22 protein-coding genes are annotated in these 21,294 nt (G+C 38.2%); 12 read left to right on the forward strand and 10 right to left on the reverse strand.

Annotation, left to right across the window (positions count from 1 at the left end; genetic code table 11):
- The first annotated feature begins 124 nt into the window (after positions 1–124).
- From ABMA79_RS02815 to ABMA79_RS02825, 3 genes are all read left to right on the forward strand, one after another.
- Complete coding sequence (locus ABMA79_RS02815) at positions 125–3,151, forward strand: hypothetical protein (RefSeq protein WP_393090134.1); 3,027 nt, start codon at positions 125–127, stop codon at positions 3,149–3,151.
- Entirely contained in the window at positions 3,152–3,619 is a 468-nt protein-coding gene (locus tag ABMA79_RS02820) for a hypothetical protein (RefSeq protein ID WP_392856548.1), read from the forward strand.
- A gap of 73 nt (positions 3,620–3,692) precedes the next feature.
- Positions 3,693–4,136, forward strand: a complete 444-nt coding sequence (locus tag ABMA79_RS02825) for a hypothetical protein (RefSeq protein WP_392856546.1) — start codon at positions 3,693–3,695, stop codon at positions 4,134–4,136.
- Here the strand turns inward: ABMA79_RS02825 and ABMA79_RS02830 are convergent.
- Entirely contained in the window at positions 4,133–4,351 is a 219-nt protein-coding gene (locus tag ABMA79_RS02830; RefSeq protein ID WP_392856544.1) for a DUF3820 family protein, read from the reverse strand. The genes ABMA79_RS02825 and ABMA79_RS02830 overlap by 4 nt on opposite strands.
- A 60-nt stretch (positions 4,352–4,411) precedes the next feature.
- Between ABMA79_RS02830 and ABMA79_RS02835 the strand changes: the two genes are divergently transcribed.
- A complete protein-coding gene (locus ABMA79_RS02835) occupies positions 4,412–5,539 on the forward strand; it encodes a DEAD/DEAH box helicase (protein ID WP_393090137.1) in 1,128 nt (375 codons plus the stop codon).
- 29 nt (positions 5,540–5,568) lie between these two features.
- Here ABMA79_RS02835 and ABMA79_RS02840 read toward each other — a convergent pair whose 3' ends face one another.
- Together ABMA79_RS02840 and ABMA79_RS02845 are read right to left on the reverse strand one after the other, a co-directional pair.
- Positions 5,569–5,898 carry an SWIB/MDM2 domain-containing protein gene (locus ABMA79_RS02840; RefSeq protein WP_393090140.1) on the reverse strand — a complete coding sequence of 110 codons (330 nt, stop codon included), beginning with the start codon at positions 5,896–5,898 and terminating at the stop codon, positions 5,569–5,571.
- A gap of 69 nt (positions 5,899–5,967) precedes the next feature.
- Entirely contained in the window at positions 5,968–7,626 is a 1,659-nt protein-coding gene (locus ABMA79_RS02845) for a SulP family inorganic anion transporter (RefSeq protein ID WP_393090143.1), read from the reverse strand.
- Positions 7,627–7,837: 211 nt separating this feature from the next.
- Between ABMA79_RS02845 and ABMA79_RS02850 the strand changes: the two genes are divergently transcribed.
- Positions 7,838–8,818 carry an alcohol dehydrogenase catalytic domain-containing protein gene (locus ABMA79_RS02850; protein ID WP_393090146.1) on the forward strand — a complete coding sequence of 327 codons (981 nt, stop codon included), beginning with the start codon at positions 7,838–7,840 and terminating at the stop codon, positions 8,816–8,818.
- Positions 8,819–8,932: 114 nt separating this feature from the next.
- Entirely contained in the window at positions 8,933–9,355 is a 423-nt protein-coding gene (gene cdd / locus ABMA79_RS02855) for a cytidine deaminase (RefSeq protein ID WP_392856531.1), read from the forward strand.
- Between the two features lie 2 nt (positions 9,356–9,357).
- Here cdd and purB read toward each other — a convergent pair whose 3' ends face one another.
- The 4 genes from purB to ABMA79_RS02875 all read right to left on the reverse strand — a co-directional run bounded on the left by purB (position 9,358) and on the right by ABMA79_RS02875 (position 13,194).
- Positions 9,358–10,644, reverse strand: coding sequence for an adenylosuccinate lyase (gene purB, locus ABMA79_RS02860; protein ID WP_393090149.1), 1,287 nt, complete (start codon positions 10,642–10,644; stop codon positions 9,358–9,360).
- A 16-nt stretch (positions 10,645–10,660) separates the two neighbouring features.
- The gene (locus ABMA79_RS02865; protein ID WP_393090152.1) at positions 10,661–11,302 is read right to left on the reverse strand and encodes a hypothetical protein; all 642 of its coding nucleotides are present in this window, start codon (positions 11,300–11,302) and stop codon (positions 10,661–10,663) included.
- On the reverse strand, positions 11,302–12,744 hold the full coding sequence (locus tag ABMA79_RS02870; protein ID WP_392856525.1) for a TolC family protein: 1,443 nt from the start codon (positions 12,742–12,744) through the stop codon (positions 11,302–11,304). The genes ABMA79_RS02865 and ABMA79_RS02870 overlap by 1 nt, the downstream gene beginning before the upstream one ends.
- 90 nt (positions 12,745–12,834) lie before the next feature.
- Positions 12,835–13,194, reverse strand: a complete 360-nt coding sequence (locus tag ABMA79_RS02875; RefSeq protein WP_392856523.1) for a hypothetical protein — start codon at positions 13,192–13,194, stop codon at positions 12,835–12,837.
- A 69-nt stretch (positions 13,195–13,263) separates the two neighbouring features.
- On the opposite strand from ABMA79_RS02875, the gene ABMA79_RS02880 reads away from it, so the two are divergent.
- Genes ABMA79_RS02880 through ABMA79_RS02905 form a run of 6 tightly spaced genes read left to right on the forward strand, consistent with a single transcriptional unit; the run spans position 13,264 to position 18,308 of the window.
- Positions 13,264–14,028 (forward strand): 3-deoxy-manno-octulosonate cytidylyltransferase, encoded by a 765-nt coding sequence (locus ABMA79_RS02880; protein WP_392856522.1) that lies wholly within the window; start codon positions 13,264–13,266, stop codon positions 14,026–14,028.
- Complete coding sequence (locus tag ABMA79_RS02885) at positions 14,018–15,622, forward strand: CTP synthase (RefSeq protein WP_392856520.1); 1,605 nt, start codon at positions 14,018–14,020, stop codon at positions 15,620–15,622. Before ABMA79_RS02880 ends, ABMA79_RS02885 begins: the two co-directional genes overlap by 11 nt.
- Positions 15,612–16,418 carry a 3-deoxy-8-phosphooctulonate synthase gene (gene kdsA, locus ABMA79_RS02890; RefSeq protein ID WP_393090155.1) on the forward strand — a complete coding sequence of 269 codons (807 nt, stop codon included), beginning with the start codon at positions 15,612–15,614 and terminating at the stop codon, positions 16,416–16,418. Before ABMA79_RS02885 ends, kdsA begins: the two co-directional genes overlap by 11 nt.
- 3 nt (positions 16,419–16,421) lie before the next feature.
- Complete coding sequence (locus ABMA79_RS02895) at positions 16,422–16,997, forward strand: KdsC family phosphatase (RefSeq protein ID WP_392856516.1); 576 nt, start codon at positions 16,422–16,424, stop codon at positions 16,995–16,997.
- A gap of 13 nt (positions 16,998–17,010) precedes the next feature.
- Positions 17,011–17,265 carry a DUF493 family protein gene (locus ABMA79_RS02900; protein ID WP_393090158.1) on the forward strand — a complete coding sequence of 85 codons (255 nt, stop codon included), beginning with the start codon at positions 17,011–17,013 and terminating at the stop codon, positions 17,263–17,265.
- A complete protein-coding gene (locus ABMA79_RS02905) occupies positions 17,262–18,308 on the forward strand; it encodes an NAD(P)H-dependent glycerol-3-phosphate dehydrogenase (protein WP_393090160.1) in 1,047 nt (348 codons plus the stop codon). Before ABMA79_RS02900 ends, ABMA79_RS02905 begins: the two co-directional genes overlap by 4 nt.
- Here ABMA79_RS02905 and ABMA79_RS02910 read toward each other — a convergent pair.
- Genes ABMA79_RS02910 through phoU form a run of 3 tightly spaced genes read right to left on the reverse strand, consistent with a single transcriptional unit; the run spans position 18,305 to position 21,289 of the window.
- Positions 18,305–19,978: an ATP-binding protein gene (locus tag ABMA79_RS02910; RefSeq protein ID WP_393090163.1), complete on the reverse strand. Its 1,674-nt coding sequence runs from the start codon at positions 19,976–19,978 to the stop codon at positions 18,305–18,307. The genes ABMA79_RS02905 and ABMA79_RS02910 overlap by 4 nt on opposite strands.
- Positions 19,968–20,663, reverse strand: coding sequence for a response regulator transcription factor (locus ABMA79_RS02915; RefSeq protein WP_393090166.1), 696 nt, complete (start codon positions 20,661–20,663; stop codon positions 19,968–19,970). Before ABMA79_RS02915 ends, ABMA79_RS02910 begins: the two co-directional genes overlap by 11 nt.
- 8 nt (positions 20,664–20,671) lie before the next feature.
- Positions 20,672–21,289 (reverse strand): phosphate signaling complex protein PhoU, encoded by a 618-nt coding sequence (gene phoU / locus ABMA79_RS02920; protein ID WP_392856506.1) that lies wholly within the window; start codon positions 21,287–21,289, stop codon positions 20,672–20,674.
- Between the last annotated feature and the right edge of the window lie 5 nt (positions 21,290–21,294).

Genomic DNA, 21,294 nt, shown 5'->3' on the forward strand with positions numbered 1-21,294 from the left:
TATCTCATCTTACTTAGGCAAACTTGTAAGTGGTCGTAATTATTTTAAAAATAGTCTTTTAGTCAAGTAAGGTTACTAGTTTTCCGAAAAGTGAATGAATAATTAATCTTTATTAAGGACGTTCATGAAGTTTTTTAAGAACCCTTCTTTTATCCTAATCTTCACCCTCTTACTTGGTGTCTTCCCACAAGTTTACTTTGTTAAAAATAATTTGGCCGAAATCGATTGGCGAACACCTGCTTCAACTCAAAAGAGTGCTTATGAAATTTGGGGTGAGATGATGGAGGCCTCGGTTGGCTATAGTGCAAAGGCCACTGGTGTTTTAGGCTCTGGCCGACGCTCTATCACTTGGGGGGCAGAGAAAGAAGGCTCGTCTTCGTATGTAACGAGAATTCTAGGTCCTGAATCTGGGGCATTCTTTGATATACTTCCTGCTGATGAGGCAGATCGAATCAAATTTTTAATCGAATTCTTTTCAAGATGGATGAATAATACTCCTGGACAGTCGATACGTGTTTGGGTCGATGATAAGGGTATTCGCCACGATCCAGCTAAAGAACTCTTTGATGAGAAGGGCAGAAATAAGGCCATCAATATGTCATTTCTAAATGGTTTTAATCCAAAAGAAGCGTCTTTGGATGAACTTGAAGAAATGTGGAATGAATGGGGAAGTAAAACAAATAACAGTCCATTTAGTTATCTTTCGCCTTTAACGAGAAGACAATTTTTTAAGGGAGACTTTCCTCATACTGATGGGGACCAGATACCTTATCATAGCATGATTCCAAATATTGGCGTTGCTCAAAAATATATTGATGGGATTGAATCAACTTCTGTTGGCTGGGAAGTTCTCTTTAAACCTCAAAAGTCATATGGTGAATTCCAAGAAATGATTGCATGGTTTAAAAAGACCATGGGAAGAAATGGAGAGTTATTTCAAGCTCCTGGGCATCAACGTATGGTGGTTCCTATTGGAGATAGTTTTAATCGCCAAAAAGCGGCAGAGCTGACAAAGGCGGCCCAAGCATTAATTGTTCTTGAAGGTATTGCCGGTCGCTCAGGTATTGAAACGGCCGACTATAAAGAGATTTTAGACGACTGGGAAATTTCAAATGGTATTATCGACGGTGAAGAAACAGACCGAGGTCCTTTAAGAGTTGATTATGAAGGTCGCTTTGTCAATAACTCGGTATCAATTGAATTTCGATCGGGAACAAAGAACGCAAGAGTTGCACGCTTTATTCAAGCATCCCTTGCTTCTCGCTTTTCTCGCAATGACTTTAGTGGAATTGAAAAGATTCGCTCCTGGACTCTAATTGACGATCAAACAATGCACTATGCAGAGGCATCAGATTTAAAGCATCGATTTGGTTTAACAATGGAGCAAGCAAAGAGGGCCGCAGATAAACTTAATGAAGCTGCACTTGGTGGCTACAATGTCGTTCTTTGGAATTGGTATAACGAATGTCCAATGCTTGGAAAAACCAAGAAAACGATTCTTAAAAACTTAACAAGAGACTTTCTTATAGATGTTGGTAGTCTTAGGCACACCAATCGAGATAACTTAAAAAAGGCCATCATCTCTCTTCAAAGAGAGTGGGTTGCCTCATCAAATATCACTGAAGATATAAGAAAGTATATGATGCCACAGAGAAGTTTTTCTGATCGCGAAAATTTTCATAAATTTAGGCCAGGTACTAATATGCCAATTGATGTTAATAAGGTCGATCTTGGTATTGAATACTCTGCAAAATTTCCTCTTAAGTATCAAGGTGATTTTGCAATGATTGAAAATGAAGATGGTGGTTATAACCGAGAAAGGCTAATGGATGGTAAGATGTCGTGGCTACAAACTCGTGTGGACATGTCACCAGATGAGAAAGAAGCATACCTTGAAAAGCTTGCAACTGATCTACGTGATCGATTAGGTGGTGAAGCACAAATCGAAAGGCTTTATGAAGATGGCCATGGTCACGGACTTGATATTGCTTTTAAGATTCGTGACTCTAAGGATCGCTCTTGGAGAGTTGAGTGGGATGGTATTGGCCGAAACTATACACCTGCGGGAGATGTGATTATTGATTCTGTAAGGGCCGGCTCAATCGAAGTTGTCACTCCAAAGTTTGAGCCGAATATGGATGAGATGCAGGCCGTATTTGATACATTTCAAAAGAATAATGCTCTTCCGTATATTAAAGCAGGGGGAGGTCACTTAAATATTGACCTCACTGTTTTTGACGGCAAGCCTCACGAGTTTGCTCGTTTTCTTGCTGTTTTTAATGAGTATCGATCAGTGATTGCTTTTATGTTTCAAGACTTAAATCGTGTGAAGAGTGCTGAGCCTGTTGCGATCTCTGAAGAATTTGCCCAAAAACTTGCAAATTGGAATGGAACAGAAACGCAGCTTAAGAAGGCCCTTTATAACGAGGGTTACTTTAATAAGCGTGTTGGACGTAAGGCCCGTTATACACACTTAGATGTGTCAGCATATTTTCAAGATGTCATTCCTGAAAAATTTATTAGTGATGATTTTGATATCTCTAATCCAAAAGTACCATGGCGTCCGGCCTTTAGAGTTAATCCAAAAATTAGAAAGGCCGAAGTTCGTTTGATGAATGCACCACGTGATGCATATGAGAGTGCTCTGCAGATGAAGTTATTCAGGGCCATCTTAAATAAGGCCTTAAATTCGACAGATGAAATTTCCGGTACATTACAAAGCGTTAGTCATGAAGAATATCTTAAGAATCCAGCAAGGCTTATTGAAGATCTTAAGAAAATGACAGATGACTTAGGACTTGAAATGCGAGAGTATCGTCCAATCATTGGTGAAGGGCTTGCAAACGTCGATCAATATACAAAGATGAAATTCTATCGTCCTCTTAAAGACCAATTGGTGAATAATCCTGTTTTTGATGGATGGGAGCAAGCAGTGAGACCTAGAGGGAAACAATCCGCGATTTCATCAGAGGCAAGAGCTTATACTGGGCCAATTTATCCAGAAGCACTTGAGTTTCAAGAACTTCGTCTTGAGTCCGCTGAGCAAGGTCAAATTAATCGTGATACTCTTAATCCGAATTTCTATGGTGGAAAGCAATTTATTCGTAAGACAAATTGTGCAGAGGCAATAAGGGGACTAATTGCAAACTAAATGAAAACAAAGCGAATCTACACAACATTAATTTTAGAAGATGCTAAGCAAGTAAGGGCGATATTAGAAGAGGCCGGCATTAAGGTTCAATCTTCAAGTGGCCATCTAAATGAACATATCTATTTAAACTCAGCATCCGCGCAAGAGTATACGATCTCTGTTGAGGAATTATACTATGTGGACGCTAAGTATATCTTAGAAAAGAATGGCATCGAGGTTCTAGGCCCTGAAGAGAGTAAGTCAGATAAAGAAGTGGATTATATGCACGACTCTCTAAGGCTTGCTATCTTTGGCATGATCTTCGTTCCTGTCATCCTCAATCTGTTATCTCTTTATAAATTTGGATTAGGAATTAAGAACAAAGAACAGTTTAAAATTTTTCGAGTTACCCAAATTATTGTCTTAAATATTATAGGATTAGCGTTTTGGAGCACGATTCTTTATAATAAATATTTCTTATCTCAGTAGGTTAGAACTCTTATTTTATTTATCTTAATAAAAAGGCCATTCTTTCTTCATCAAAAGGAATCGAGGAGGAGAAATGAAGGTCCTATTTGTCTTATTATTTTCATTAATGACATTTGCTAATCAAAAAGTTTTATCAAAGCGTACAGTAACTTTACCGGTTGATGTAAGTACTGCAAAACTTAAGTGGACAAATCTTGGGTATGGAAGCATTCACTTTGTGAAGGTTATTGTGCCAGAGCTTGCAGGTGAAACAATTATGAATCACCGTAATGTAGGTGAGGATGGCCCATGCCTTTTTACACACGACACGAGAAAATTGGAAGATGTTGTTGGAGACAACCCTGGCGTCGAAGATATTGATTTTGAAATTACTCTCACAAAAAGATTTTCTAAGAATTCAGAAGGCCTGTGCAATATTTCTCTTGAAGAGAAGATTCTCGCAGATATTCGTGGCTTTAAGTTTATGCATATTCTCACGCATGAAATGCCAAATAGAGTCGGTGAAGATTGCTTCTAACGTAGGTCTTTGAATAGAAATTCAAGTCCATTTAATTTGATCTCGGCAAGCTCTTCAAGGAGTCTGCCGAGCTCACCTTGCGGGAAGCCTTTTTGTGAAAACCAAACAAGGTACTCATCTGGTAGATCAATAAGAAGTCTGCCTTTGTACTTACCAAAAGGCATTGTCGTTTGAACGAATTTTAAAAGATGTTCTTTATCAAATGTAACTTCCATATGCTTAGTATAATGGATTACTCGTTGACTGGCCCCTATAAACTCTGCTAAAAATGACGAATGGCAGAATTTACGCAATTGGGTCTATCCCAAACTATTGAAGATGCTCTTTCAAAGAAGGGTTATACACAACCAACTCAGATTCAAGCAGAGGGAATCCCTGCTGTCTTAGAAGGCAAGGATCTTCTTGCAATTTCTCAAACGGGAAGTGGGAAAACTGCTGCGTTTTCGACGCCTATTCTCGATTTAATCTCTAAGAGTAAGTCAAAACTTAAGCCGTACCATATTAGATCTCTTGTGATTGCTCCAACTCGTGAGCTTGCGATGCAGGTTGAAGAAAGTTTTAAAGAGTATGGTAAGGGGCTGGCCCTTTCAACTCTTGCTGTCTACGGTGGGAGCGCAAAGAAGCTTCAGGTTCAAAAGCTTGCTAAGGGTGTTCAAGTCTTAGTTGCAACTCCTGGACGTTTAGTTGATCTAATTAGAGACGATAAAATCTTTCTTGATGAAGTCACACACTTAGTTCTCGATGAAGCAGACCGTATGTTAGATATGGGCTTTAAAGACGATTTAGAATTTGTTTTGAAAAGACTTCCTGAGAATAAGCAATGCCTGCTCTTTTCAGCAACAATGCCTAAAGGCGTTGAGGTCATTGCCAACACAATTCTTAATAACCCTCATCGAATTGAGATTGCACCAGTTAAAGCAAAGCATGAAGGGATTCGCCAGATGGCCTACCTCGTGGAAGAGGAAAAGAAGGCCGACTTTCTTTTAAAATTTTTAAAAGACCGTCATATCAAAAGTATTATTGTTTTTGTAAAGACTAAGTCTCAGGCAAATAAATTAGAAAGACATCTTAAGGCCAATCATATTAAGGCCTGTGCAATTCACTCTGATCGTGATCAGCGCCAACGCATTTATAATTTAAAGGAATTCCAAAAAGGTAATATGCACGTTCTTGTGGCCACTGATATTGCAGCTCGTGGGCTTGATATCGATGGTGTGGGCTATGTCTTAAACTTTAATCTGCCACAGCAGATTGAAAATTACACGCACAGGATTGGCCGAACAGGGCGCGGGGGAAGAAGAGGGATTGCCATCTCTTATATTTCACCTAGTGAAGAAAATTATTTTAAAAGAATTCAAAAAGAACTTGGACTTGATATCCATATAAAAGGGCCTACTAAGTAGGCCCTCTTTTTTATACAATTTTTTGCAAATTATTTTTCGATATTTGCACCAACAACAGCTGCCATTTGCATCATGTTGATTGTTTCACCTTCCTTCATATTACGAAGGTCAGTTACTTTACCAGACTTAGAAGTCGAGTTAGTGTGCTTAAAGACAGAAAGAAGAGTTGCGTCAGCTACGATGAACTTTCCTGCATTCTCTGGCTTTCCATTTTCAGTCTTAGTTTGAAGACCTTTTTCTTTAATATAATCCCACAGTCTTTTAGTGATTTCAGTTCTTGGTAGTTCTGTTTCACCTAGCATTGCTGCAAGATCTGCTTTAAGTTTAACTGGTTTTTTTAATCCTTTTTCTTCACTCATAATTTAATCCTTTAATTAGTGTCTCTAATAATTGTTTAGGAAAAGACTTTCTTTGTACAGAAAAATCAATTACCCATCGAGTCGATCATCTGCAATATGAGTATTTAAATCCTCAATCACAGATAATTCAACTATATTTGATGCTTTATCTAGTAATACTAGACAGTCTTTACTTAAATTAAGAAGGTGTAACTTCTTACCTTGCTGTGCGTAACGCTCAGTAATATTTTGTAGGGCCTCAATTCCTGAGTGATCCCAAACACGTGAATTATCAAAGTCGATATACACATGCTCTTTATCTTCTTTAAAATCAAAAAGATCTTTAAATGAAGTTACTGAACCAAAAAATAGTGGCCCATCTAATTCATAGATTGTCTTATCATCTTCTTCTTTCTTCTTAGCATGCATTGTCTTTCCATGCTCCCAAGCAAATACAAGGGCCGAAACAATGATACCAACAAGAACTGCAACTGCTAGGTCTGCAAGAATTGTAACAACTGATACTAGGACGATTACTAAGAAGTCTGAAAGTGGAATTCTCTTGAATAGGCGTAAGCTTGACCATTCAAAAGTCCCGATAACAACCATAAACATAACACCAACAAGTGCTCCAAGTGGAATCATCTCAATTAGAGGTGCTCCAAATAGAACGAAACCTAGAAGTAGGATTGCTGCTGTAATTCCTGAGAAGCGCCCACGTCCACCGCCGCGAATATTAATCATTGATTGACCGATCATGGCACAACCACCCATACCACCGAAGAATCCGTTTACTAGGTTAGCAAGACCTTGACCAATACATTCACGATTTCCTTTTCCGCGAGTATCAGTTAACTCGTCAACAAGCTGAAGTGTCATAAGAGATTCAATTAGACCAACGGCCGCTGCAAGAAAGGCATATGGCATAATAAGCTTTAGGTTATCCATCGTTAGTTCAACAAATGGAATTTTAAAAGACGGAAGACCTGCTGCAATCGTAGTGATTGTCTTATCCTGGTCTTGAACAAAGTCGAGTACAGTTCTAACTAGTCCTGGGTTCGCTTCATTTAAGAGGTATCCAATAACTGTTGAAACCACGATTCCCACAAGAGTTGCTGGAACGGCCTTTGTTAACTTTGGAAGGAAAACACTAATTCCCATTGTAAGAGCAATTAGCCCACACATTACTAAGAGTTGAGTCGAAGGAAGAAGTTCTCCACCAACTGTAAATTGTGAAAATTGCGCGCGGAAGATAATGATGGCAAGACCATTAACAAATCCAAGCATTACTGGATGTGGAACAAGTCGAATAAATTTACCAAGCTTAAGTAATCCAAAAATAATTTGAATTAAACCCATGATAATGACAGCTGCAAAAAGATAGCTTAGAGCATTGTCCATGGCCGCATCAAAAGTCATTCCACTGTCTTTGCTCATTTCCATGACTTTATAAACGAGGGGAGCGAAGATAACAGCTACTGCTCCTGTGGCCCCTGAAATCATCCCAGGACGTCCACCAAAGATTGCCGTGATAAGTCCCATCATGAAGGCCGCATAAAGACCAACCTTTGGGTGAACACCTGCAACAAAGGCAAATGCAATTGCTTCAGGAACAAGTGCTAAGGCAACAGTTAATCCCGAAAGGAAATCATTTTTTAAGTTTTCTGGTTTCTTGATTGTTAGATCAATGAAACGGTTCTTTAGTGAAGCACTCACATCTTCACTATGCTTGATTTTATCAGCTGACATGTCTCTCTTCCTATTTAAGTGTAAGGCTAAATAGTATAGTATTTGACGCAACATTTAAAGGCTTTGTTCACTAAATCAAATTATCTTTTCGTTAAAGTTACAATAAAAATTATTATTTACGGCGAATTGACTAATTCTCCACAAACTTAACGCAGTCAAATTCCATAATAAGCATGTGGTAATCACACAACTACTACATGGAGACTTTTTTATGAAAACATTTATTGTAAACGAAATTAATCCAATGAGCTTTTCCCAGATAAAAGTAAATCGCCCTAAGGCAAAGGGAAGAGATCTTCTCATCCAAGTGAAGGCGGTCTCGGTCGGAACTTATGATAATGAGATGAGACCAACTCATATGGGCAAGACTCTCGGCTTTGATGCTTCTGGTATTGTTGCGGAAGTAGGTGAAGGTGTTCAAGACTTTAAGGTGGGTGACGAGGTTTACTATATAAGCGACATGAAAAGAAGTGGAACTAATTCAGAATTTCAAATTGTGGATGAAAGACTTGTTTCCCTTAAGCCTGAGAATTTAGATTTCTCACAAGCTGCAACGCTACCTCTTGCTTCGATTATGGCCTTTGATAGCTTATTTGATAAATTACAAATTGACCCTGAGCAGAGTCGTGGGCAAACAATTTTAATTATCGATGGAACCAATAGTATTGGTGCAATGGCAACCCAGTTGGCCAGCAAACTGACTAATTTAACAATTGTGACAACGGCAGGTGATGCAAAGTCTAAGGTGTTCTCAAAGAAGATGGGGGCAGATATTACAATTAATGGATCTCTTCCTATCGCAGCTCAATTAAAGAGACTTGGTGTTGATAAGGTTGATTATATTATTTGTGCAAGCACTCCTAACCAATATATCCGCAGGTTAAGAGCAATAGTAAATGAGAAAACTCGTATGGTATCTCTTTTTACTGTTCGTGATGAATTCTTTCCTAACGACTTTATTTCGGCCTTGCCAAATATTGAGCAAGAATTTGTCCTAGTGTCATCTTCCGGGATTATAGATCAGGAGGACTATGGAAATTATTTAAGAGAAGTCACTCATTTAGTTGAAGCCGGTGCCCTTATTCCTCTTGTTGGCATGGATTTAGGAAAGATTTCAGTTGAGACGTTGGAGCAAGGTCATGGCCTAATTAACCAAAAGGATATCATCGGTAATATTAGCTTAAGTTTTTAAATCTCATCAAAACTCCTCCAGGTTTTGTCCGGCCTTCTACTCTTCAATTTACGTAAAAAGGGGGCCGGTTTTTTTCAAATAGACTTCGATGCGTTTTCCTTTATAATAAATCTTATGGAAAATAAAATTGAAGTATCAGACAAAGTTAAGCAAGCATATGACATTGCTATTAAAGCACGTTCACATGCTCATGCTCCGTATTCAAAATTTCAAGTAGGTTCGGCCCTAAAGATTAGCGGTGTTGAAGACCCTATCCCAGGTTGTAATGTTGAAAATGCAAGTTACGGTGGAACAATTTGTGCTGAAAGGGGAAGTGTCCTTTCAAGTGTCGCACAATTTGGAAAAAAGGATTTTGAATTTATCGTCGTTGTGACAGACCAAGAAGATCCGGCCGTTCCATGTGCATTCTGCCTTCAAGTTATGTCAGAATTCGTAAAAGCAGACTTTCCTGTTTACTTGGGGAATCTTAAAGGGATTACGAAAAAAGTTCTTTTTAAAGAACTTCTTCCGCATCCATTTACTGAATTTACTGTTTAGATTTAGCTACGAGTAAATACTCTTTTTGTATGGGCACTATAGATTTCAAGATCATTGAGGTCTTTTAGTTGCCCGATAAGCTTCTTGTCGTCATTAGCTGTAAGCTCATTTTCTAAAATCGCAAAGAAGCTCTGACGATCACTTGCTTCAAATGATGCCTTTTGAACCACACGGTAAAGGTCTTCTCTTGTATTATTTGAAACCTCAATTAACTTATGTAACACAAAGCTTGAAAGGTGCTTGAAGTTTTGGACTACCTTAGCTTTCATCGCTTCCTTGTCAATGACAAGGTCTTCGACTGTGCTACTCATGCGCTCAATCGAGTAGAGTAGGATTCCAAACATATCGGGAAGAAAGAATCTCTCAGCGCTTGAGTGACTAATGTCTCTTTCGTGCCAAAGAAGACAATTATCCATTGCCACCTGATTATACGTTCTTAGCATCCTTGCCATACCCGTAAGATTCTCACTAGAGATTGGGTTCTTCTTATGGGGCATTGTGGAAGACCCTTTCTGGCCTTTTTTAAAGCCCTCGAAAACTTCGGCAACATCAGAGTGTTGAAGATGGCGGATTTCGACACATAGTCTTTCTAAGGCACACCCAAAAAGAGCGATGATATTAGTTAGTTTTGCAATTCGATCACGTGGAATAATTTGCGTTGAAATTGGTTCTACTTTTAGGCCGAGAAAGCTTAAAACTTCTTCTTCGATCTCTGGAGTTAGGATTGTGTAATTTCCAACTGCTCCAGACATTTGTCCAGTTAACTCATTTTCATAGAAGTCTTTTAGGTCGTTATAGCGTCTTTTAAATTCACAAAGATGACCTCTAAGTTTTTGTCCAAAGCTCATCGGCTCAGCAAAAATTCCATGTGAGCGTCCAATACAAATTGTGTCGATATGTTCTTGAGATTTTTCATCGAGGGTTTTTAAAAGATTTTCAAAAGCCGGAAGAATACGCTTGAGGGTTTCTTTTATCTGCAGAGTTAAGGCCGTATCAATGATATCTGATGATGTAACCCCGTAGTGAAAGTACTTTCCTTCATTTGTTTCTAGTTGCTCTGTAATAGAAGTACAAAAAGCAATGACGTCGTGTCTTGTTTCTCTTTCGATCTCTTTGATTCGTTCAGGGTTAACCGTGACAAGATTAAGCTTATTAGAGAATGCTTCTTTGATAATACCTGCACTCTCAAGAGCTTTTGTTAAAGAGTGTTCGACTTCGAGAAATTTCTCAAACTTAAATTGCTCGCTCCAAATCTCACTAATCTCTTTCTTTTCGTATCTTTCAATCATAATTTATCCAATTCTTTTAAAAAATAAAACCTACTCCAAGTTGAGCACTTACCCAACTTGCCGATGCCTCTGCAGTAATTGTGTCATCAGAACTCTTTAAGGCCATCAGGTTATAGATAAGCCTTGCTGAAAAATGAAGGCCACTACTAGCTCGATAAATTAAACCATAGCCAGCATTAAATCCAAGTCCAGATAGTTCAGTTCCAAAGGCTTCAGAGTCTGTCATATTATAAGTAATATGGGCATGAATTTCATCGTAAATAGACTTAATATTAATGAAGTCATTAATTAAAATTGAGCGCCTACTTAGTCCTAGGCCTACTGTATAAACACTTAGACTTGCATCGAGGTTGTCAAATTGAGTTACGCTTGCAACATCAAGAGTATTTAGGGCACCGTATAGACTTAGAGAGTACCTCTCGCTGTAGAAAGTAAGTGTTCCACTAATTGTATTTGTCGAAGCAAATTCGCTTAGGTTTGTAATTCCACCATAATTAAATTCTAGAGAGAAATTATCATCCTTAATATTGTAGCGAGAAGTCTCGTAGCCATAGTCTTTATCCACGACGTTGATATCTTCGAAACTTGTTAGGTCTTGTGCAAATACTGAAGAGTTTAAAGTTAAAAGTAGAGTAGAGATTAAACTTAATTTTTTCATTAACGTCCTCCTCCTTTAATAATCGCCTTATCAAAAGCTTGGTCCGGGAGATTTTCGATACCGACAATTTGAGCAAGTTCAACTCTTTTAGCTAGGTATTGAAATTTTATCATAGACTCTCTAGTAAGTGAGTCAAAGTAGTCTTGCATGGCCAGCTGATATTCTAAGTAGCGCGTCTTGCGATTTGTATATTGATACAGGGCCGTCTCCATTCTCTTTTTTAATGAATCATTACGAGACTTGATAATATTAAGTTGCTCAACTGAAGAGTTTAAAAAGTTGAAAATATTAACAATAGCTTCTTCAACTTTTCTTCTTGTCAGGCTTAGGTCATACATGGCCTTCTCTTTTTCAAGTCTTGCATTTGCAAGCTTTCTGCGATTAAAGAGCCCGCCATCGCCAAATAGAGTCCAGCTGGCGTTTAGGCTTGCCACAAGGTCAATATTAGAATTGCCCACTGACGTTGTGTAGTAGTCATTTGTTACAGAGCTACCATCAAAAATTTGAGAGTACGTTCCAAAGTTAACAGTGATCTTTGGTAGAGGAAGATTGTCTCTTACCGCAATTTCGTATTCACGATTTTTGATATTTCTCTCGACCTTCTTATCAAGAATAAAAGGTGAGACTTTTCTTGCTGTCGCAATGGCATTGTCTCTACTATAAGTTGATTTCTCATACTGATAATCATCCTTAATGAAGTAGAGTGTTCCCGGGGGATCATTTAAGCGCTTTGCCATGTCTTCAGATGCAATATTTTCATTAGTCTTTGCATTTGTATAAGCTTCTTGTGCTCTTAGGTATTCGGCACGTGACTGGTAGTACTCGTGCTTTGTAACTTTCTTTTGAAGAACTTTTTCACGATTCATACGATACACAAGTGTCGCTCTTTGTAGATATTGGCGAGCAATGATCTTTAAATCCTTTGCATGAATAAGCTTCACATATTCGCGAACAAGCTCTTGCTTAAATTCACGAAGTGTTTCCTTATCGCGATCAATTTGGCGCTCAAGAGATTCCTTTTCATTCTTATAATTTAAGTAATCCTTACCCCAGTTAAATAGAGTGTATTCCCCAAGCTCTAGTCCGACGCTTCCACTTGCAGTGCGGGCCGTGCGAGTTAGATCGTTATTACCACTTTTAAGGGTACCAATTCGTTGAGGATTTAACTGAAAGTTAATCTTAGGATTTGGTGTCCAGAATTCTTCTTTTGTATCTTCAAGTCGATTTTTAAGGATCTCAATATTCTTGCGACGAATGATATTATCTTGATAGCTTCGCATTCCTTGCTCGATGACAGTTCCGATATCAAGGGGGCGATAAGCACTCTCGTCAACTTTATCTTCGCTGGCCTCTTGAATGAAGATCTCTGGAGATTGTTCTAGTGCATAGGAAAAGGTTGATAGAAATAGGTAGGCGCAAACAAAGCCTATTGTTTTAGTCATAAATGAAGTCCCTCTCGTTTAGCTAATTGCTAATTTTGTGCGTCTGCTAAAATTATGACTTGCGTGATATGAGATGGCAACTCTTGCTCGTTAGAGAGTGAGTCCTGGGCAACCACGACGAACAATCTGTTCTTCGAGTTTGATAACTTTGAGATTTGTAATCTTTAATTCTTGAATGACGCGGTATTGATTATCGCGCAGTTTTGAGGCAATAGATTTCTTATTATCTGGAGTCGATTTTAAGAGATTTTTATTTCGATCAAGTAAGAAGAGAAGTCTTTGACGGTGTTCAACTTTTTCTTGTCGTTGGTTCATCAAAGAGTCACATCGGCGGGAAATACTTGGGTCGGTAATGATGGAATCTGAAATCGTTTGCGCATTAAGTCTATGCTCAATTAAGGCCGTATAAATAAAAACAATGGCACTGAGTGTTAAGGCGAAGTATTTCATAGATTTATGATATCACACTTTGCAAGTAGCACAGGTATTTGTTATTATTTACTGTCAAAAAGGTAAATAATGAACTTAAAAGCTTTGGTATTAATACCATCAAGATTCGCCTCGACTCGTTTCCCCGGAAAACCTCTAGCAAATATCGCCGGCAAGGCAATGGTCTCTCATGTTTATGATGGATGTGCTGGTATTGTAGAAAATTTTCCTGGTTCAAAAGTTTGTGTCGTAACGGATAATGATGAAATTGAAAATATGTTAAAAGACTCGGGCCGCAATGTGGTTCGTATCGATGATGATGTGCCTTCGGGAAGTGAAAGAATTTTCTTGGCCTATGATCGTTTCTTCAAAGAAGAAGAATTTGATTTCGTTATCAATGTGCAAGGTGATGAGCCTCTAATTCAAGCAGACTTACTGAGTGAACTTCTTAGAATTCACAGCTCTCAAGGCTTTGATGTGGCCACGGTGATTAAGGAGATGTCGATTGATAATGATCATGAGGATTACTTAAACCCAAATAAGGTAAAGGCCGTCTTTTCAAAAGAAAAGAATATTTGTCATTACTTTACAAGAAGCCCGCATCCATTCAATCGACAAAATACACCAGGACTTAATTGGTATCTCCATATTGGTATTTATTCATTTAGGCCTGAAGTATTAAAAAGCTTTTGCTCACTAGGTGAGTCGACTAATGAAAAGATTGAATGCCTTGAGCAACTAAGACTATTAGATAACGGCTACACTATTGGTGCAGCAATTACAGATATGACATTATGTGGAGTTGATACTCCAGAAGATATTCCATTCGTGGAGGGAGTGATAAATGGCAAATAGCCAAAAGAAGTATATTTTTATTACTGGTGGTGTTGCAAGTTCTCTTGGTAAGGGACTGGCTGCTGCATCGATTGCATCTTTACTTGAGAGACGAGGAATTCGTATCAATATGTTAAAGATGGATCCTTATATCAATGTTGATCCAGGAACAATGAGTCCGACTCAACATGGGGAAGTTTTTGTGACAGATGATGGTGCAGAAACAGACCTTGATCTAGGCCACTACGAAAGATTCACTTCACTAACACTTTCTAAGCAATCAAACTTCACAACTGGTCAAGTTTATCTCGAGGTAATTGAGCGCGAAAGAGAAGGGAAGTATTTAGGAAAGACTGTTCAAGTTGTTCCTCATATTACTGATGAAATCAAACGTCGTATTCATATTGCAGCAGAAGATGCAGATATTCTTATTGGTGAAATTGGTGGAACAATTGGTGATATTGAATCACTTCCATATGTTGAATCGATCAGACAATTTGCTCACGATGTAGGGCAAGAGAATGTTCTATTTGTTCATCTTGTTTTAATTCCTTATCTTTCAGCTGCTGGAGAGTTAAAGTCAAAGCCAGCTCAACACTCAGTGAAAGAGCTTCGCTCACAAGGTCTCTTCCCACATATTATTATTTGTCGAAGTGATCGCGAAATTGATCAGTCGATTATGGATAAGATCTCTCTTTTCTGTAACGTACCAAAAGACAATGTATTTCAATCACTAGACTTGGATTCAATTTATAAGGTTCCTCTAAACTTTCACTCACAAGGTTTAGACGAGAAGATTACAAAGATCTTAGGAATCTGGTCTTCATCGCCAAAGATTGATGACCTTGAAAAGGTTGCTTACAACTTCGATCACCCTCTAAGAGAAGTAAAGATCGGGATTGTTGGAAAATATACAGAGCTTGTCGAATCATACAAGTCACTAGATGAGGCCCTTAAGCACGGAGCTCTTGCTCACCAGCTTAAGCTTGTTCCTGTCTACGTTGACTCAGAAGATATTGAAAAAGAGGGCGCAGCAAAACTTTTAAAAGATGTTCAAGGTGTTCTTGTTCCAGGTGGTTTTGGAGAGCGTGGTACAGAAGGAAAAATTTCTGCCATTCAATACGCTCGTGAAAACAAGCTTCCATTCTTTGGGATCTGTCTTGGTATGCAATTGGCAATTGTTGAATATGCGAGAAATATTTGTGGATTAAAAGACGCAACGTCGGAAGAATTCAATAATGGTGGTGATCTCTTGATTCACTACATGGAAGGACAAACTCGTGACGGAGCTAAGGGTGGAAGTATGCGCCTTGGTAGTTATGAGTGTGAACTTCTTGATGGCAGCCGTGCTATTGAAATGTACGGTGAAAAACTTATTCATGAAAGACACCGTCACCGTCTAGAGGTTAATAACCTTTACGTTGAGCAATTAAAAGAATGTGGGCTAGTTATCAGTGGAAAGAATCCTGAGCTTGATCTTGTTGAAACGATTGAGATTAAGGATCATCCTTTCTTCTTTGCATGCCAGTACCACCCAGAGTTTAAATCGAGGCCATATGCGGCCCACCCAGTATTTAGCGAATTTATTAAAGAGGCAGATAAATATGGAAAATAAAAAATTTGATCTATTCATGGGGACTTGTGTAATCGAGTCTGAACAAATGTGTATGGACGTTTGCGGACGTCTTTTAGAAATGCTTGAGCCTGTTAAGGATCAAATCAACTTTTCTTATAAGGGAAGTTTCGACAAGGCCAACCGTTCTTCGATTGATTCTTTCAGAGGCCCTGGACTTGAAAAAGGTCTACAGATTCTTGAAAAGGTTAAGAAACAATATGGAGTTCAACTTATCACTGACTTTCACACTGCTGAACAAGCAGATGCAGTAGCAAGTGTTGTTGATACAATCCAAATTCCAGCTTTCCTATGTCGTCAAACAGATATGATTCTAGCTGGAGCTGAAGCTTGTAAGAAACACAATGCTCAATTGAAAATTAAAAAAGGTCAGTTCCTTTCTCCTGAAGAGACTGGAAATATTGTAAAGAAGGCCGAAGAGTTTATTACAAAAGATAAAATCCTTCTAACTGAAAGAGGGACTTCATTTGGTTACAATAATCTTGTTGTTGATATGGCAAGTTTTCAAATTATGAAGTCATTTGGAGTTCGTGCAATTCACGACGCTACTCACTGTGTTCAAAGACCTGGTGGGCTTGGAACATCAACTGGTGGGAAACGTGAGCAGATTTTAACACTTGCTCAAGCTGCAGTCGCTGCAGGTGCTGATGGGATCTTTATGGAAGTTCACCCTAACCCAGCTGAAGCGAAGTCTGATGCGGCAACAAGCTTACCGCTTGATCAGGCAGGAGCGATTATCCAAAGACTATTAAGAATTAAAAACGCAATTACGGAATAATTAATGGATTTATTTACAAAAGCACAAAAGTACAAAGAGAAATTAAAAGATATCAAAGTTCTTGCTTTTGATATCGATGGAGTACTAACTCCTGGACATGTATGGTACCAAGATGATGAGATGGGATTTAACCGCTCATCGCATACTTCAGATGGTTACGCATTAAAACTGCTTATGAGAGCAGGATTTAAAGTAGGAGTCATTTCTGGAGGTGCCTCAAAAGGTGTTCAAGAGCGCTTTGTGAATAACCTAAAACTTGATTTCGCCTTCCTTGGTGATGAGGATAAGAGAGTGGCCTTTAATAAAGTTCTCGATCTTGGCTTTAAACCAGAAGAAGTTCTTTTTATGGGAGATGAGTTCTTTGATGTTCCGCTATTAAAGGCCGCAGGCTTTGCAGCGACAACTCCTCATGCGTCTCATGAGATTCAAGTTTATTGTGACTACGTCACTCAAAGAGAAGGTGGCCATGGTGCGGTTAGAGAAGTTATCGATATCTTCCGCTATGTACACGGCATTGTTCCAGAAGTCTTAGACTTCGATGGTAAGCCGATTGATTTCAAACATTCATGGCCAAAGTAGGAGTTGATAAAAAATGGATTTAACAAAACTTAAGGCCCTATTAGACGATCAATACGAGTGGCCAGCAGTCTATAATTTTAAATTTATTGGAAATGATTCAAACCGTGATGAGTTAATTATGGCCGTAGGTGAAAAGCCACACCATGAAAAACCATCTAAAACAGGTAAGTATATTTCTTTCACATTCAATGTTACATGCAATAGTTCAGATGAAGTGTTAACGATTTATGAACGAGTCGGACGTCTTCATGGTATACTTGCACTATGACAAAAGAAAAATTCGAATATAAGACTGCACTAGTTGTTGGTGCCGGAGCATTTGGTACTTCTATCGCATCAATTCTGGCACATAAGTTTGAAAACGTAATTCTTAAGGTACGTTCTGAAGATATCTACAAGGATATAAATGACGATCGTATCAACTCTGTCTATCTTCCAGGAATTAAGCTAGATGCTAATATTAAGGCCATTCTAGACTGGAGTGAGCTGGAAACTGAAGAAGAAGAGAGCCTAGAACTTATTGTTTCTGGTCTTCCGACTCATGGAATTAGAACTTTCTTTAGTGAGAACCTTGTTCGCTTTAATAGCTACCTTGGAAAAGGAATTCCATTAATTAGTCTTTCAAAGGGGATTGATCCAGATACACTTGAGTTAAGTGATGATCTGTTAAATGATTTCTTCCCACAATATCGTGATAATATCACATTCTTGTCTGGTCCTAGTTTCGCAAAAGAGATTATGGAAAAACAGATCACTCTTGTCACAATTGCAGGACGCTCTAAGAGCGTCTTAATGGATGTTGCGGCCAAGCTTGAAACACCTTATTTTAAGGCGCTTCCTAATTATGATATTAAAGGCGTACTCTTAGGTGGTGCTCTTAAAAACGTTTTGGCCATTGCCGGTGGGATTGTTGAAGGCCTAGGCTATAACCACAATACTCGTGCGGCCATGATTACTCGTGGGATTGTTGAAATGCTACGTTTCGGTAAAGTTTTTAACGCTCGACCTGAAACTTTCTATGGCCTAAGTGGAATGGGGGATCTCATTCTAACGACAACTGGTGGCCTTTCACGTAATAAAACTTTTGGACTTGAAATCGCAAAGGGAAGAAGGCCTCTTGATATAATCAACTCGCAACGTACTGTTGTCGAAGGTTATAAGACGACAAAGGCCGCTTTCTTATTAGCTCAAAAGTATGATATCCGCGCAAGAATCTTTACTGGACTCTACGATGTTCTTTACAATGATGCCAATGTGGAAGAAGTGCTAAAGAAGTTAATGGATGCACCAATTAAGTTTGAAATAGATTAAGACTTATTTGGGAAGAGAACCGTAAAAGTAGTTCCCTTATCAACCATACTCTCAACTTCAATAGAAGCTTTCATTTTTTGTGCCGAGTGCTTTGCAATTGCAAGTCCTAGACCTGTTCCACCCGTGTTAATACTTCGTGATTGATCGACTCTGTAAAATCTTTCAAAGATTCTGGCGATCTTATCATTTGGGATACCAACACCTTCATCGGTAATAGCAATATATTGATGATTATCCCTTTGACCACTTTCAATTGTAATGAGAGTGCTATCCTTTGAGTATTTGATGGCATTTGAAACTAAGTTTGAAATACAGTGATAGAGTAGTTTTCCGTTGGCCACAATCGTTTCTGGGCCAGTTTGAGAGTAGTTGACACTCATGTCCTTGGCATTAATCTTAAGCTGTTGATCATTAATAAGAGCGTTAATAAATGATGGAAGATTAATTTCTTCCACTTCAATTTTTCCTTCATTCTCAATTTTTGAAAGAGAGAGGATACCATTGATAAGCTCATCAAGACGATCAACATTTTGAATGACAATATCCATGATCTCTTGCTGGTCATCATCAGTATTGATGGACTTTAGAGTTTGAGTGTAGCCCTTAATTGAAGTTAGAGGTGTTTTAATTTCATGAGAGACATTCTCAAAGAAGTCTCTTCGCATATTATTTACATCTTGAAGTTTTGTAATATCACTAAAGTAGAATAGGATTTCTTTATTCTTATTCTTAGATTCAATATCACTGATCTTAAGTTGGAAAGAGTTTGTCTTACCACTTACTTTTGTCAGGGCCATCTGTGTGTTGTGAATTAGATTTGCTTGATAGCCATGCTTTTTAATTAGGTTGATAAAGTCATAGTCTCTAATAATACTAATGAGCTCAGCTCCACGGTAGCGTCCGTTAAAAGATGCAAATGACTTTCTAAAGGCATTGTTACAAAAGATGATCTTGCCTTTACAATCAGTAACCACAACAGGGTCATCAATTGAATTGATAATAACGGAATAGTACTGTTTCGTATTAAATAGGTCTCTTTGTAATTTTCTTCTTTTGTTAAAGCTCTTAATCGACTTAGACTCAATATAGTCCCAGTAATCACGGCTATCTGTCGTATCGATAACTCCTTTCATTCTAAAGATATGAAAGAGGTCATAAAGAGGTGTGAAGTAGTGACGAAAGAGGAAGAATTGGCCAGCAATAAAGATAATTCCAAGGATTCCCATTGCCATAAAAAGCTTTGAAAATACTTCTGTTGAAATTAATTTCAGTGCGTCTGATTCAACTCTTAAAAATAATGTATAGCTTTTACCTTTTGAGTGAAGAACACGGTGGTGATAGACATACTTATCATCACTGTCATATCCACCGATTACAATATTTTTGAAGTCTTCAATCTTAAAGCCTGGAGCAGCACACCTGATTGTGCGATTTGCATTTAAAATATAGAATTGTGTGCGTTTTGTTTGCTTGTCACATATCTGAGCGATACCATCTTGGCGAAGCGAGTTTAATTCTTGATCGACAATTGAGTGGATAAAATTATCTTTAAAATTAATGATAAAGAATGTCCCTAAAAAGAGTAGGGATAAACAAAAGATTATCGTTTGATAAAAAATGATATCATTCAAGAACTTTATTTTTAGAAAGTTGAAAAAATTATTCTTCACTCTTTACTCGATATCCAATTCCACGAACTGTTTCGACAACTTTTGATTTGCTCCCAAGCTTCTTTCTCAAGGCAAATACATGTGTGTCAACAGTACGGTCTGTAACGTAGATATTTTCACCTTTAATCAGATCAACAATTTGCTTACGTGTAAAAACCTTTCCAGGAGAAGATATTAAGACACAAAGAATTTTGAACTCTGAAACTGTGAGTTTAATTTCCTTATCATCAATAAGTGTCTTCACTCCGTCGACGTCGATTTTGATACCCATATGATTGTAAGTGTTCTTATTATTGATAGGTGAACTGTCGCGATGGCCTTCAACTCGTCTTTTAAGACTACTAACTCTTGCCTTTAGAATACCGATATCAAATGGCTTTGTAATATAGTCGTCAGCTCCTGCATCGAGTCCTTCAATAATTGACTCGCTTGAAGTTAATGCTGTAACAAATAGGATACCAACGCTCTTAAGCTTCTTAGTATTTCGAATATATTGGCAAATTTGAACACCGCTTAGATCCGGTAGCATTCGGTCTAGAACAAAGAGATCGTACTGATTATTCTCAATGGCCGAGATGGCATCGTTTCCTGTATTTGCCATATCGTAATCAATTCCGATGGCCTTGAGGTTAACCCCAATTAATTTTGCAATAGATTGTTCGTCTTCTACGATAAGTGCTTTCATTACTTGCCTTACTGTTCCTCTGTGTGCCTTACGTCTTTTCCTGACTCTAGGAAGATAATATCTTCACAAATATTTGTTGCGTGATCTCCGCATCTCTCAAAGATTTTTGAAACGCGAATAACTGCAAAACCTTCATCAACTTCTGCTTTCCCATCTTTTAGAAGTTGGTAGAACTTCTTAACAAGATCTCTGTGGAGAGAGTTAACTTCGTGGTCGGCCTTGATAACATCTGTTGCCATTTGAATATTATTTGAAGCAAAGGCAATTAAACTCTTTCTCACCATTTCAAAGACTTCAGCTTGAATAATACTGCAGTGTTTTTCTTGGTTTGAAATTCGCATTAGGTAGCGCTTTAAGTTTACGGCCTCATCACCAAGTCTTTCTAACTCAGAATTAATCTTCATGATGGCAAGGGCCGTTCTAAGATCAATTGCAGTAGGAGACTTTAGAGCAATAAATTTAAAGACATGGTCATCCACAAGCTTGTGAAATTCATTGATTTCATTCTCAAGCTCATAAAGATTTTCCATTTTCGATTTTTCATCAACTGCAACGTGGAGAATTTTTTCCACAACTGCTGCCATTTCTGTAATATCTTTTCTTAGTGTTTCAACAGTTAATTCCATTGAAT

Source organism: Halobacteriovorax sp. HFRX-2_2 (assembly GCF_043196705.1).
Lineage (GTDB): Bacteria > Bdellovibrionota > Bacteriovoracia > Bacteriovoracales > Bacteriovoracaceae > Halobacteriovorax_A.

Bases quoted from the DNA above. Each gene is read 5' to 3' on its own strand.
- ABMA79_RS02825 (WP_392856546.1), top strand. From the start codon at position 3,693: ATGAAGGTCCTATTTGTCTTATTATTTTCATTAATGACATTTGCTAAT.
- ABMA79_RS02865 (WP_393090152.1), bottom strand. From the start codon at position 11,302: ATGAAAAAATTAAGTTTAATCTCTACTCTACTTTTAACTTTAAACTCT.
- ABMA79_RS02870 (WP_392856525.1), bottom strand. From the start codon at position 12,744: ATGACTAAAACAATAGGCTTTGTTTGCGCCTACCTATTTCTATCAACC.
- ABMA79_RS02900 (WP_393090158.1), top strand. From the start codon at position 17,011: ATGGATTTAACAAAACTTAAGGCCCTATTAGACGATCAATACGAGTGG.
- ABMA79_RS02905 (WP_393090160.1), top strand. From the start codon at position 17,262: ATGACAAAAGAAAAATTCGAATATAAGACTGCACTAGTTGTTGGTGCC.
- ABMA79_RS02845 (WP_393090143.1), bottom strand. From the start codon at position 7,626: ATGTCAGCTGATAAAATCAAGCATAGTGAAGATGTGAGTGCTTCACTA.
- ABMA79_RS02820 (WP_392856548.1), top strand. From the start codon at position 3,152: ATGAAAACAAAGCGAATCTACACAACATTAATTTTAGAAGATGCTAAG.
- phoU (WP_392856506.1), bottom strand. From the start codon at position 21,289: ATGGAATTAACTGTTGAAACACTAAGAAAAGATATTACAGAAATGGCA.
- ABMA79_RS02885 (WP_392856520.1), top strand. From the start codon at position 14,018: ATGGCAAATAGCCAAAAGAAGTATATTTTTATTACTGGTGGTGTTGCA.
- ABMA79_RS02840 (WP_393090140.1), bottom strand. From the start codon at position 5,898: ATGAGTGAAGAAAAAGGATTAAAAAAACCAGTTAAACTTAAAGCAGAT.
- ABMA79_RS02830 (WP_392856544.1), bottom strand. From the start codon at position 4,351: ATGGAAGTTACATTTGATAAAGAACATCTTTTAAAATTCGTTCAAACG.
- kdsA (WP_393090155.1), top strand. From the start codon at position 15,612: ATGGAAAATAAAAAATTTGATCTATTCATGGGGACTTGTGTAATCGAG.
- ABMA79_RS02880 (WP_392856522.1), top strand. From the start codon at position 13,264: ATGAACTTAAAAGCTTTGGTATTAATACCATCAAGATTCGCCTCGACT.
- ABMA79_RS02895 (WP_392856516.1), top strand. From the start codon at position 16,422: ATGGATTTATTTACAAAAGCACAAAAGTACAAAGAGAAATTAAAAGAT.
- cdd (WP_392856531.1), top strand. From the start codon at position 8,933: ATGGAAAATAAAATTGAAGTATCAGACAAAGTTAAGCAAGCATATGAC.
- ABMA79_RS02815 (WP_393090134.1), top strand. From the start codon at position 125: ATGAAGTTTTTTAAGAACCCTTCTTTTATCCTAATCTTCACCCTCTTA.
- ABMA79_RS02850 (WP_393090146.1), top strand. From the start codon at position 7,838: ATGAAAACATTTATTGTAAACGAAATTAATCCAATGAGCTTTTCCCAG.
- ABMA79_RS02915 (WP_393090166.1), bottom strand. From the start codon at position 20,663: ATGAAAGCACTTATCGTAGAAGACGAACAATCTATTGCAAAATTAATT.
- purB (WP_393090149.1), bottom strand. From the start codon at position 10,644: ATGATTGAAAGATACGAAAAGAAAGAGATTAGTGAGATTTGGAGCGAG.
- ABMA79_RS02875 (WP_392856523.1), bottom strand. From the start codon at position 13,194: ATGAAATACTTCGCCTTAACACTCAGTGCCATTGTTTTTATTTATACG.
- ABMA79_RS02835 (WP_393090137.1), top strand. From the start codon at position 4,412: ATGGCAGAATTTACGCAATTGGGTCTATCCCAAACTATTGAAGATGCT.